Genomic DNA, 13,969 nt, shown 5'->3' on the forward strand with positions numbered 1-13,969 from the left:
GATTATTTAACTAATTGTGAAGGAATCTTTAGGCTTATTAGCAGCAGAATAAGCTGATTCTTAAGCACGAATAGACGATTAAGCATCCGGGTATTTGAAAAAAGAATAAGTTTAAAGATGACCTTAAAAAAAGCAACAGCGAGATGAAGATGATTTTCTTATTCCCTTATCTATCGCTCCCGATTAAGTTCTGCTTTTGAGCCCCTGAATTTTAGCTAATACTCCTGCATGCATCCTTCATTCATGTATCCTTCATTGGAAAAGGTAAAAAAGAAACTTTTAGGATTTTTATTGCTTACTTTGTATATTCTATTTCACTTGCTTTTTTTAAACCCTTAGATATCCTTGCTTAAATATGCGCTATTTTCTTTCCTTGATTATCCTCGTTAATTTTTTAGCTAATTACTTACAAGCAGCTCCGCAAGTTCAGGTTGGCGCAGATCTTTTATTTACAAAAGATTACGTTCACCTACTTAAAAACAAGAGAATTGGGTTAATTACTAATCATACTGCTGTCAACAGCCAAATGAAATCCACTGCTTCTTTACTCCAATCTCATGCTAAGCAATACGATTTTACTCTTGCAGCTCTTTTTGCTCCCGAACATGGGATCACAGGTTCTGCGCATGCCTCCGAATTTATAAAAGATGAAAAAGACTCTGCTGGTATTCCTATTTTTAGCCTGCACGGCGCCACGCGTCGCCCGACAGATAAAATGCTCGCCCAGCTAGATCTGCTTCTTTACGATATTCAGGATATCGGGTCACGCTCTTATACTTATATCACCACCCTATTTTACGTAATGGAGGAGGCAGCAAAACGTCAGATTCCTGTCATTGTTCTTGATCGTCCTAATCCTATTAATGGTAAGGTGATTGATGGCCCTTTGCTAGAAGAGAAGTGGCGCTCGATAGTAGGATACATTAATGTTCCTTATTGCCATGGAATGACAGTCGGTGAACTGGCGCGCTATTTTAATGATCAAGGCAAGGTAGGTTGCCAGCTTGAAGTTATTCCCATGCGAGGATGGCACAGGAATATGACTTTTCAAGACACAGGCCTTCCGTGGATTCCTACTAGTCCTTATATCCCTGAGGCCACTACAGCTTATTACTATCCTGTGACTGGCATCTTAGGAGAATTGCAAATGGTAAATACGGGCATAGGTTATACCCTTCCTTTTAAAGTCCTGGGGGCTCCCTGGATTGATGCTAAGATCTTTGCCCATCACCTCAATAGCCAAAAATTTCCAGGTGTTTACTTTGAGCCTTTTTACTATCGCCCTTTCTATGGAAGGTTTGCCAACAAAGATTGCAAAGGTGTCATCATCATTATTACTAATCATTTAACATATAAGCCCGTCAGTACTCAATATTTGCTCATTGGAATCTTAAAAAGCCTTTATCCCAAAGAATTTAAAGAAGCTTTAGCTAATTCACAAGATCGCAAGGCAATGTTTTGTAAAGTTAATGGGACAGACAAAGTCTATCAGATTATAAAAGAAGAAAAAAATATTGTCTGGAAGCTGCGTAGCCTTCACGAAAAAGAAAGAGAAAAATTTGCTCATCAAAGAAAAAAATATTTAATTTCTTCCTACGCAGAAGATTAGCACTCTCATAGACAAACTGCTAAAAACGATTATCCTTCTATTGACAAAAATTACACTAAAACCTAGAATCCGTATCTCCCTAAACAATTTTTCTAAATAGGAGCATTGTGCTATGACAAAAATAAAACCTCTTGGTAATCGCGTTTTAATTAAACGTTCTAAACCTCAGCCTACCAAAGGTGGTATCCTACTGCCAGACTCAGCACAAGAAAAACCAAAAGAAGGAGTGATTGTAGCTGCCGGTCCTGGTAAATTAAACGATGAAGGACAAAGAGAGCCCCTTAATGTACAAGTGGGTGATCGCATTTTATTCAGTTCATATGCGGGGACTGAAATCAAAAGTAGTGATGAAGAAGATGAGCTTCTAATCATGTCTGAAGATGATATACTTGGTATTCTTGCTTAACTGTGATTCCCATTCAAACTTTAAGGAGCTCTACTTATGCCAAAACTATTGCAATTTAACGAAGAAGCTCTAAAGTCCATCCTTAAAGGTGTGCGGACTTTAGCTAAAGCAGTCAAAGTAACCCTGGGTCCCAAAGGACGCAATGTGGTGATCAACAAAGGCTTTGGTTCTCCACTATCTACCAAAGACGGAGTAACCGTTGCTAAAGAAATTACTTTGAAAGACAAATTTGAGAATATGGGCGCACAACTTGTTAAAGAGGTGGCCTCTAAAACTTCCGATATAGCTGGCGATGGAACGACTACAGCCATTGTGCTTGCTGAAGCTCTTTTTAGTGCGGGTGTTAAAAATGTGACTGCTGGTGCCAACCCCATGATGATCAAGCGTGGCATGGATCAAGCAGTGAATGTAACTTGCCAAGCTTTAGATCAGTTAGCTTGCCCTATTAATACTCCCGAAGAAGTCAAGCAAATTGCTACTATTTCTGCTAATAATGATAGTAGTATAGGTGCCATTATTGCCGAAGCAATGGAAAAAGTTGGCAAAGATGGCATTATTTCAGTAGCCGAAGCCAAAGGTATTGAAACTACATTGGATGTGGTCGAAGGCATGCAATTTGATAAGGGCTATTTGTCTCCTTATTTTGTTTCTAACCCAGAAAACATGACGGTAGAATTATCCAACGCCGCTATCTTAATCACCGATAAAAAATTATCTACAGTTAAAGATGTGGTGCCTTTTCTAGAAAAAGTGATGGAACAAGGAACAAGGCCTCTTCTTATTATCGCTGATGATGTAGATGGAGAAGCTTTAGCCACTTTAGTTGTCAATAAACTTAAAGCCGGTCTTCCCATTTGCGCCGTTAAAGCCCCAGGATTTGGAGATCGTCGTAAGGCTATGCTTGAAGATATGGCTATTCTTACTGGTGCAACGTTAGTTTCCGAAGAAACAGGCCTCCGCATTGATCAAGTAGATAGCGAAGTTTTAGGACACGCTAAGACAATCAAAGTTTCTAAAGAAGAAACAGTAATTATTGATGGAGCCGGTGAGCTGAAAAAGATTAAAGAAAGAGAAAATCAGATTAAAGCTCAGATCAATCATCCAGCTGTCTCAACTTACGATAAAGAAAAACTTGAAGAGCGCTTAGCAAAATTAGTAGGCGGAGTGGCTGTCATCAATGTAGGAGCAGCTACCGAAACAGAACTTAAAGAGAAAAAAGCTCGAGTGGAAGATGCCCTTCATGCAACGCGCGCAGCAGTAGCAGAAGGAATTGTTCCAGGGGGAGGAGTAGCTCTTTTACGTGCTATCAAGAGCTTAGAATCACTCAAATTATCTAGCGATGAAGCAATCGGAGTAAATCTAGTCCTTCAAGCTGCTTATGCACCAGCTACGGCTATTGCCAATAATTGCGGCAAGCAAGGGAATTTAATTGCCGAAAAAGTCTATGAATTTAAGGGAGCCTTAGGATATAACGGCTTAACCGATGAGTTTACAGATTTGATTAAAGCAGGCGTAATCGATCCTGTACGTGTAACTAAAACAGCTTTAATTAACGCCTCTTCGATAGCCTCTCTTCTTTTAACTACCGCTGCAATGATTACCGATAAACCAAAACCTAAATCTGCTATGGCCGGCGCCCCCGGTATGGGCGATATGGGTGGCATGGGTGGTATGGGTATGGGTGGCATGGGCGGTATGGGTGGTATGGGCGGCATGGACATGATGTAAAAATACCAGCTAGAAAGTCTTAACCTAACCGGAAGCCAGCAATGATGGCTTCCGGATTATTTTTTGGAGCAGTTATGCCTACATATGCCTATCATTGTACAAGTTGTAATGCTAATCATGAAGCCTTTCAAAAGATTAGCGAAGAACCTTTGAAAATATGCCTATCTTGTGGAAAGCCTACCTTGCAAAGAGGCCCAGGAGGAGGGATTGGATTAGCATTCAAAGGAAAGGGATTTTACATTAACGATTACGGAAAAGGCGCCTCTTCTGGCGAAGAAAAAGCTTCTAGCCCTGATAGCTGTGCCTGCGGCAAGAATAAATGCGAATAAAAAAGAGCTTATTCTCTTAAAAGCCTCCTAAGGACTCTACTGAGAGCCTCTCGTATTTTTTGAGATGACCATCAGCTTTTTTGTAAAGCCTCCTAATTTTTTCTCGATATCACATTTTTAGGGATTGCTTAAAAGGCTGCTTCAATATGCCTTTAGCTAATGCTTTATGCAATCAAGAATACAATGCAGTACTTAGGCTCTCATTCTTTTTATCTCCTAAATCCTTTTTATCCAAGGAATATTCGTTACCCCTTCTAGGTCTTTGTAACCCCCCAATAGGTGTGATTAGACCAAAAATATTTATGCAAATAATCCCGAATTTGAAAGTTTTTTCTTAGTTTTTAATATTCAAAAATTTAATAAAAAAATTCAGACACGATAACCATTTCTGAAGACGCCTTGGACGATCAACTGACCTCTCTAAAATCCGCCTTTTGCATGTTAAAATAATATCACCCTACTATTTTGGCTTGTAGAATGTAGGGCAATAAATTTGTTTAATGAACGCTTGAAATAAAAATCTACTTATGAAACCATGCCCACTTAATGTATATGATGGCATGTAAGAAAAATCTGTAGCCATCCTGATAAATAATTTTTATTAAAAACAGGTATGGATATGTCATCCTGCGATCATTTATTAGCCTGGCAGCTGCAAGTACATGAGTACAAGAAGTGTTTACAGGCAAATTCTCCAAATTCTAGTGGAAACGTCGAAGGCTCTTTGCAGGGTCGGACCTTTTGGCGTCTATCACAAGGAAAAACTTTGAATTACAAGGTCCGTAATGTACCAGGAGACCGGGATTGTTTCTTTCATGCCGTGAATAAAAGAAATTTAAGCCGCGATAGCCTGATAAAAAAGTTAGAAGCAAAAGCACAAGACAAGGATGTAAGGAAGGCATTTGCATCTGAAATCCGACAATTTCTTTATCTAGGATGCACAGGAGGACATGAAGATTCCGCTGAACAGGAAGCCTTTAAGAATATTGTTGAGGAAGAGTTTCGGGCCTTGATCAAAAAACTTGCTCAAAGTGAAAATATATTGAGAGAACTTATCAATAAGGCCCGCGAAGAATTGGGGAAAGAGGATACTAAAGGTCGAAGGCCCGATGAGTTGTTAGAGCTATTACAAGGTAATGAATCAACACTCGCGCAAGAATTTTCCAACGCCTATCAAACTAGAATGAAGATAGATAAGGAAATTATTAGTTACTGTTCAGATGAATCCATTTACAAAGCATACGTTAAATATTATCTTCAAATAGGACGTGGATATATCCCTTTTGCACGTAGGTTGGAAGGTGAGGATTTTAAGACACCGATAGATATCATTAATGAACTATTTCAGATGAATATTCAGGTGTTTTTGGAGGATAGATCGCGCGTTACAAAGAAGCAGCCAGGTCATCCTATCCCGATTCTTCATAATGGTACCAATCACTTTTTGAGGCTTGAGGAACAAGACCCTCATGTAGTCATGAATCCACGAATCGGTGAAATTATTGATAAAAAGCCTCCCTCAGCTAAACCTAAAGAATTTGAAATGGACCCTTTGTTGCAAGCAGGCTATCGTGGAACAATTTATCAGCTATTAGTGCTTATAGCTAAAATAACGGAACTGTTAGTACAACGCACTTCATTTGAAGCTATGTTTGAGGCAAAAGGCAATGGCAATTTAGACGATATTATCATTGTTCACAAAAACGAAAAAAACATTGATTGTAAATTGCAAGCATTTCAGGTAAAGCATTACGAGGCCAAAATTTCAGCTGAACTTTTTATCAATAAAAAGAATGAGAAAACAAAAAAAAAGAATAGTAAAAATGCAAAAATGCATATAGGAAAATTCTTTCATGGCTGGTTGAGTCTAAAGGAGAAATATCCAACACTAAAGGATGAGGACCGAGAAAGTATCATCTATACTAACACAACCTTGGATTCTACTCTTAATAAATGTGTTAAAAACGATGTTTTTTCCGAAAAATTTATTGAAGGAAAAGAATCCGTTAATTTACAGACTAGAAGAATCAAAGGAAAAAATTTTTATACTATTATAGAGGATCAAGCATGGGACTATCTAAAAGATAAGAAGTTGTATCCAGAAATTGTAGAAAAACGTAAAAAGGCATTATTCCAACAATTTTTGCGTTCCTTCCGTTTTAAAGTAGGTGAAAAAGATTACGATCCTTTAATCAAATCCATTATCGCAAATCTATCAATAATCTGTGATAAGCGCTTTGGGGAAGTCCACCCAGGTCAATTATTCCCTCATTTATACTATGCGATAGGGGAATGGTTTGTACACAATCACAAAGGGTCAAGGAATACATCAGAGCTGACAAATGACATACTGATAGAGTTAATGGATAGCTATCAAATCCGCTTTCATGATGCGGTGAAATTACAGGGAGTGACTGAAGCAACGTTATCGAATATTTCTTATACGTGTGAAAATCAAATCATTAGAAGGAAAGAGCTAGACGAGTTAGAGCACGCGATGAGCAAGCCAGGATTGGTGACGGTTGTCGGAGATAAAGGCATAGGAAAGTCGGGATTGGTCAAACAAGCTCTAGCAAAACGCCTTCCTCTCGAATATCTTTTCATTTCCACCGAAGCACTGATTAAAGATATCAAGCTTAAGAAAAAGATTCTGAAAGTATTAGAACAGGTAGAAATGGTGCGCCTGATTGTACTTGATAGTGCAGAAGCGCTGCTGCCTCCTTTCCCAAAAGATGACGTACAACATCTCCTTCGCTCTCTTTTACAGTCACAGCGCACAGTTATTTTGACCTTAACCCCTATCGCATACGATGAGCTTGCTATTCAACAGGTAAGCCATCGATTGGATGTGCAGCCTTTGCCAATAGAGGCTCTGCTTAAAGTGTTTCCTCAATTGAAACCGTATCAAGAGATCGGTCCCCTCATCGAGCTTGCTAGAATCCCTTTTTATTTAAAAATTATCCTTGAGTTAATTTCTCAAAACCAAGAGGAATTGAATCGCATTGTAAAAGCTAAAAATACGGCATTAGATGCTCAATTAATAAAGCAGGTAGTAAAGGGACGAGACAAAAACTTGGGTAAGGAAAGGCAAATGGTCTGGAAGCAGTTGGCAAGCACGCTAGCTCAATCTCTGGAGAGGACTAGAAATGTTGTTGCCTTGAAGCAAACATCTATTGTAGTGCTCAAAGATGGTAGATACGTTTTTAGCCATGATCTCTTCTTTGAGCATGGTCTGATGGCTTTTTGGCTTGACGATTGGCGCTTATCTTGCATTAAACAAAAGACACTCAATTTCTGGAAAAAACTTCCTAAGTATCTTGAATTTAATAGTCCAATCGCTGTTCTAGCGAAATGGTTCTCCCTTCATAAAGAAAAACTAGAACCAGATCTTTTAGAGCATGCAAAAGAGCTTTCCACAGCTCCTGTTTTTGAGTCTATCGTAGCGATGGCTATTGTGACGGAAGACAAAAAATTGTTAGAAGCCCTTCTAGAACATAGAAATGAAGGACCCATGCAAAAGCGTGCGGTTGACTCAAATGTGATGCTGGCAATTTTTCATAATAGTCCAGAAGCGCTCAAGGCACTCTTCAAGCTAGGCGAGCCTGCTCATCATCCAGAGGCAGGGACTTTACTCCTTCTTTCTGAATCGGCCTGCTATAGTCAGCATCGGCAGAATGCCGATCTCTCTTCCGAAGAAAGTTCTTCCGATGAATCGTCTATCGATTGGGGTGTAAATAGCGAAGATGATTCTTCAGAAGACTTTAGCTACAGCGAGTCAGAAGAAGTTGAAGAAGAATCACCTATGGAAAGGTTCTGCGGACATGTAGCTAAATATTGGTCCGCGGGCTTTTACGAAGAACCCGATTATTTAGATGATGAAGGAGAGTGGATTAAAAATCCATCCTTTCAACCCCTCCCCCGTAATGATACATCATACCTACATCAAGCCGTTTTGTTAAATCGAAGAGACTGCTTATACATACTATTGGATCAATATGAAGAACCGCAGATGATCAATTTTTGCAATGACTGCGAAGAAACACTTCTGCACTTAGGTATATTGGTAGAGGCAACTGATGTGGTGGAGCTTTTGCTTGATAAAGGCGCTTTGGTTAATATGGAGGACTATTGGGGGGAAACGCCCCTACATAATGTGGCCTATACGGGAAATATTCAACTGGCAGAGTTACTTCTACAGAGAGGGGCAAACCCTAATACATTAAGTACAGCCGGATTAACCCCTTTACAAATCGCTGTTGTTCGCTTAGATCTACAAATGGTGAAATTATTTCTAACGTATGAAGGTGATTTATCCATAAAACCCTTCCACTCAGAAGAAATAACAGCCGCGGATCTTTTGGATCATCTCAATTACAACAATCCACAAGAGAAGATGGAGGAGTTTGTGATAGAATTGATTGAAACACTCCATTTCGGTTGGAATCAAGAAATGAATGAAATCGATGAGGACAAGCGAGAAATCGTTGTAGATTTGATGACACTTATTGAACACCGTGCTCAATTATCTGAAGAAGTGCCAGAGTTTGATTATTATGATTCGGAAACAGAACTAGACTACACTCTTAACACATATAATTCAAAAATTGGTGAACTGACATCTGATATTTTAGATGATCCTGAACGCATTGCAAAAGTATTGGAATCAGAGGCAGTTGCTAATCTTAAACAAGACCTTGTAAAGGACTGGCTTGAAGAGGCAGATGAAGAACAGTATCAAAACCTTAAGGATTACGCCGAGGAGTACGATGATCCAGAAACACTCGCATGGATTCAAGAATATGAGCCAGAATCCGAGGAGGATGTTTGAGCTTATCTCGACAGCGATGTAAGACTTACAAACAAGACATAATTTTCTACCAACTCGTGTTAGGCAACCAAAAGAAGGCTTAGATGAATCTCCAAGTTTTTCTAGACGGGGATTAAGGAACGCGGCTAACAAACTGCTACCTTCTGAATAACACATTCAAATTACGTTAAGTAAAACGCTAGGGTAATGGGGTTACTCGTCCGCTAGAAGGCAAGGTTCTACTTTCTAATTAAACGCTAAGACGGTGAGCTACGTAATACGCGCCAGCTAATCGATGAAAGATCGATTAAGAAGTCTCCCCCCCCCCCCCCCTTCTATACAGTTTTAAGCAACTCCTTATGTAACTCCATACTTTATAAAACCATTTCCTTAAGTAGAGAGACAGCTTTTAGAGGATAGGGTATACAGACTTAGTGTTTATTAAGCGCATTATATCTTTTAAATCTTAAATATTTACCTTTATTTGAAGGGCACCTTTTCCTGTTTATTACTTAGCCTGAATGGCTTCTTAGTGGGTAACATTAGTACTTGGAGGGTTCAAATTGTAGACTTACCCACCCTTGTTCCTCTTGCTCTTTAAGCACTTTCCATCCCCAAGCTTGGGCTAAATGGATGTAATCCTGCTTTTGCTCAGATAAGATACCTGATACTAGGCAAATATCATGGCGACCATGAAGACATTTCAATGCTTCCCAAGCATTCTGCTGCTCAGTCATAATCATGTTCATTAAAATTACAGGCGGTGCAGAGAGAGAAGAGAGTATAAAATCTTGAGGGAGGCTAATGGTTACCTTATCCTGCATCTTATTTAGCAGAGCATTCTCTTGGCAATGTTTTAAAGCTTCAGGATCAATGTCCAGAGCATACACATGTTTTGCTCCTAAAGCGACTGAACATAAAGCTAAGACTCCACTGCCGCAGCCGATATCTACGACCTCTTTCCCCCATACATTATCATTTAACATATCCACTATTAATCGGGTAGTAGGATGAGAAAGGTCCCCAAAGCCAGCTCCTGGCCTAAGTTTAAGCTGCTTTCCGTAAGAAGAGCAGGCATGCGGTAAATCAATATGCACGCAGCCATCATAAAAATTAAGGCCATGAGCTTCCCATTGTGACTGCCAATCAATTTCTCCTAGCTCACTAAGCTCAACAAATTGAATGAAAGGGAAAAGCTTAAGTAAAGACTTAACGGTCAGCTCATTCTCTGCCAAAATATAAATGCGAGGAAAAGCTTTAAAATCTTCTTCTATATAAAGAGGGGTTAAGCCTGCCTCTTGCAGCGATTCCCATGCTTCATCTAAAGGGGTTTCATTTTTAACATGTAAAGCAAAACAGGGAAAAGGCTTTATCTCATTCATCAGCTAACCGGGAAAGTCTGTTTGCTTAGTTTTTCTTCAGAAAGCATTTATCTCCCCTCTCCTCTTTTTAATCTAGAGGTAATCACAACTAACAAAGAGTGGTTAAGCAAATATGCCTCTTCATAAAATTTTCGAGCTTGATTACAAATGATTATAGAAGCCATCAGCTATAAATAAAGGGTAAAGGACTAAAAGAAGCTTTCCATTTTAAAATTATTGGATACCAGGGAACTTATAAGGCGTTTTCTTCTTCTTCAAAATCTTCATAAGCCTGTACGATTTCATCATCTTCTTGAAGCTTTGCAGGAGACTGAAGCTGACTTTTGGCCTTTCGTTCAGAGAAAGTAGTTTTTTTCTTTCCTTTTACATAGAGTTCTAAAGGAACTCCTAAAAATCCATAAGTTTCACGGAACTGATTATAGAGATATTTCTTATAACTTTCACTCATCAGGTCAGGATAATTAACAAAGAGGATGAACTTGGGGGGCTGTACATCAACTTGCGCCATGTAGTAAATCCTTAAGCGTTTACCGCCGATCATGGGAGGATGATTCTTCTGTAGCGCGCTTTCAATAAATTTATTAAGCTGATGCGTGGGAATACGTTTTAAAGAATGCTCTTGCACGCTTTTGATTTCTTCAAAGAGCTTTTCAACATTCCTGCCGGTGGTAGCCGACATAAAGATCTTAGGACAATGGCGTAGAAAAGAGACCTCCTCATTAATATCTTTTAAACAATGCTCCATACGAAAACCTTTGACCAGATCCCATTTATTAAATACCAGAATACATCCTTTGCCACTTTCTTCAATTTTATTAGCAATCTTCTTATCCTGAACGGTCATGCCCTGTTGAGCATCTAACATCAACACACAAATATCTGCACGTTCAATCGCCCTTTCCGTACGAATAGCTGCAAATTTGTCTACCACTTCATGTTCAGCATGCTTGCGTCGTATACCGGCTGTATCAATTAGGCGAAAATGATCTTCTTGGTGCGTTACAGAGACATCTACACTATCCCTAGTCGTACCTGGAATGGGACTCACAATGCACCGCTCTTCATCTAATAAAAAATTAATAAGTGAGGATTTCCCTACATTGGGACGCCCAACAATGGCTACTTTGGTAGCCAAATCCTCTTCTGCTTGCAAGTCGCTTTGCTCTAGGTCTTCAAAAGCTTCCTCTAAAAGCTCAGCCATGTGCCAGCCTTGCGCAGCAGAGACTGAAATCATCTTCTTAATTCCTAGAGAGTGAAATTCATGCAACAGATATTCTTGGGCTCCATTATCAATCTTATTGACAGCCAAGCAAACAGGCTTTTTAGTTTTTAGTAAAATTTTCGAGATTTCTTTATCTAGCTTAGTAATTCCCAAATGAGCGTCTACTACCATTACAATTGTGTCGGCTTCTTCAATTGCTACTTCCGCTTGGCGTAAAATATGCTCATTAAAATCTGCTTGCGAATGGTAATCCATCCCGCCAGTATCGATCACTTCAAAAGCTCTACCAAAAAATTCAGCTTTACTATACAAACGATCGCGTGTAATTCCTTCAGCTTCATCAACAATGGCGATCTTCTTTTTACAGATACGATTAAAAAGAGCGGATTTTCCTACGTTAGGTCGTCCTACAATAGCTAGTTTAGGTAAATGGGTCATAACTTTATCGATTTTAATGTTTAGTTGGCAAATCATAACATTTTTAAACGTTAAAAATAAATAGACTTTTCTATAAATTTAATTTAGTATGGTTATGTAAAAACGAATTTCTTTTTATGGGCGCCAATTACCTTTCAGATGACATCTCCTTTTCTCTTTTAAAGAGGGAAATTTCGGCTTATTCTTGGAACACTTTCCGCAGTGATGCAATCGCTGCTCTAACCGTGGCCTTGATTACTTTGCCTCAAGCGATGGCAGCAGCTCTTCTTGCCGGCCTGCCTTTATCGAGTGGCCTTTTTGCAGCCATCTATTCCTCTATCTTAGCGAGCCTATTAGGATCTTCACCTCAACTTGTCGTAGGCCCTAGTAACGCCATCGCTATTTTGGTACAAGCAGGTACAGCAGAAGTTCTTTATCATCATTATCGTGAAGTGGTGGGGGTAGACCGCGACATTATTGCTCTGCAAATCTTAACTCAGTTAACTTTTTTAACCGGTTTTCTACAGATCGTAGCAGCAGGATGTAAATTAGGAAGGCTTACCCAATTTGTCAGCTATACGGTTATTATAGGATATATTGTCGGCACTGCCCTTGCAATGGTAATTACTCAATCCTACGTTCTGCTAGGCCTCAGCTTCATGCCCGGCGTCCATTCACTGTATGAACGAGGGGCCTATCTTTTAGCTCAATGGCGTAGCATCCATATTCCTACGACTTTGATAGGAATGGCAAGCTTAACCTTGCTTATTTTTTTAAGACGTACCAATCAGCGTATTCCTGCAGCTTTTCTCTCTTTGATCTTTGCTGCTGTAAGCGTTTATCTCCTACAGATTCCTGCTATAGGCAATTTTATTGATCATTTCTTTGCCTTTGATGCCCAGCAATCTGTGCATAAAATTCTTTTAGTAGAAGACACGGGGGAATTAAAAAACGCTATTCCTCATGTTAAGCTATTCTTTTTTAATACCGGGATTATGAATGAATTGCTTCCTGTCTCTTTTGCTATTGCGCTCTTAAGTATCATGGAAACTACTTCGGCTGCCAAATCAATCGCTGCAGAGACAGGCCACGCCTTCTCAATCAATCAAGAGATTTTTGGAATGGGGATGGGTAACCTACTAGCCTCTTTTATTGGAGCCATGCCTATCTCAGGCAGTGCTTCACGCAGTAACCTTAATGCTACCTTGGGAGCCAAAACACGCTTCGCTAGTATTATGAACTCATTAATTGTTGCCTTATTGCTAGGAGCTTTTGTCTTTTTCATCACGAAGATTCCTTTAACAACTTTTGCTGCCATTTTATTAATCACCGCTGCCAATCTTGTAAATCCTAAACAATTCCTTGTATGCATGAAAGCGACTAATTCGGATGCCTTAGTTTTGTGGGCTACCATCTTGTCATGCCTATTCTTTAGTCTAGATGTTGCCTTCTACATTGGTATCATCATTTCGATTACATTATATCTAAAAAAAGCCGCTATTCCACAACTAATCGAATATGATTTTGACCAGGCAGGTGAGCTTATTAACCTCGATAGATCTCGTGCTCATAAAGAAAAAAACATACGTTTCATCAAAGTAGAAGGAGAGCTTTTCTTTGGGGCAGCCGATTTGTTTCAATCCACATTGAAGTCCATTACAGAAGATGATAACAAAACTAAAGTTATCATTTTACAACTAAAAAATGCGCGCGATATTGATGCCACCTCCTGCCTTGCCTTGCAACAGCTGAATAATTATCTTAAAAATTCAGAGCGCCACTTAATCACTTGTGGAATTACGCCTCCTTTATGGGATGTATTTTGTGCCTCAGGGATTATTGAATCGCTAGGTAAGGAAAACCTTTTTGTCTTTGATGAACGGCAGCCTCAGCATCATATGTTAAAGGCTTTATCACGCGCCCATGAACTTGTCAGCTATTCATCAACTTCTCCAGAAGTAGAAACGCTTTTTACAAGCTTACCGACTGCCCCCTAATCTAAAACAATCTATTTATCACTTACTCACCCGCCCACGCTTTTTTAAAAATTTGCCTCACCATCACAATAT

Annotated in this window: 8 protein-coding genes; 6 read left to right on the forward strand and 2 right to left on the reverse strand. The window is 39.4% G+C overall.

Going from position 1 to position 13,969, the window contains the following annotated elements; genetic code table 11:
* Nucleotides 1-355 precede the first annotated feature (355 nt).
* From NEOC84_RS08650 to NEOC84_RS08670, 5 genes are all read left to right on the forward strand, one after another.
* Complete coding sequence (locus NEOC84_RS08650; protein WP_166158167.1) at nt 356-1,609, forward strand: DUF1343 domain-containing protein; 1,254 nt, start codon at nt 356-358, stop codon at nt 1,607-1,609.
* 112 nt (nt 1,610-1,721) lie between these two features.
* Entirely contained in the window at nt 1,722-2,015 is a 294-nt protein-coding gene (locus NEOC84_RS08655; protein ID WP_166158169.1) for a co-chaperone GroES, read from the forward strand.
* A gap of 36 nt (nt 2,016-2,051) precedes the next feature.
* Nucleotides 2,052-3,743: a chaperonin GroEL gene (gene groL, locus NEOC84_RS08660; protein ID WP_166158171.1), complete on the forward strand. Its 1,692-nt coding sequence runs from the start codon at nt 2,052-2,054 to the stop codon at nt 3,741-3,743.
* 74 nt (nt 3,744-3,817) lie between these two features.
* Complete coding sequence (locus NEOC84_RS08665; protein WP_166158174.1) at nt 3,818-4,072, forward strand: FmdB family zinc ribbon protein; 255 nt, start codon at nt 3,818-3,820, stop codon at nt 4,070-4,072.
* A 619-nt stretch (nt 4,073-4,691) separates the two neighbouring features.
* Nucleotides 4,692-8,900, forward strand: coding sequence for an ankyrin repeat domain-containing protein (locus NEOC84_RS08670; RefSeq protein WP_166158177.1), 4,209 nt, complete (start codon nt 4,692-4,694; stop codon nt 8,898-8,900).
* 521 nt (nt 8,901-9,421) lie between these two features.
* Here the strand turns inward: NEOC84_RS08670 and NEOC84_RS08675 are convergent.
* Both NEOC84_RS08675 and der read right to left on the reverse strand, forming a co-directional pair.
* Nucleotides 9,422-10,261, reverse strand: a complete 840-nt coding sequence (locus tag NEOC84_RS08675; protein ID WP_166158180.1) for a 50S ribosomal protein L11 methyltransferase — start codon at nt 10,259-10,261, stop codon at nt 9,422-9,424.
* 232 nt (nt 10,262-10,493) lie between these two features.
* Nucleotides 10,494-11,957 (reverse strand): ribosome biogenesis GTPase Der, encoded by a 1,464-nt coding sequence (gene der / locus NEOC84_RS08680; protein WP_242678244.1) that lies wholly within the window; start codon nt 11,955-11,957, stop codon nt 10,494-10,496.
* A gap of 80 nt (nt 11,958-12,037) precedes the next feature.
* On the opposite strand from der, the gene NEOC84_RS08685 reads away from it, so the two are divergent.
* Nucleotides 12,038-13,897: a SulP family inorganic anion transporter gene (locus NEOC84_RS08685; protein WP_166158183.1), complete on the forward strand. Its 1,860-nt coding sequence runs from the start codon at nt 12,038-12,040 to the stop codon at nt 13,895-13,897.
* Nucleotides 13,898-13,969: the final 72 nt, after the last annotated feature.

The organism is Neochlamydia sp. AcF84 (genome assembly GCF_011087585.1).
Lineage (GTDB): Bacteria > Chlamydiota > Chlamydiia > Chlamydiales > Parachlamydiaceae > Neochlamydia.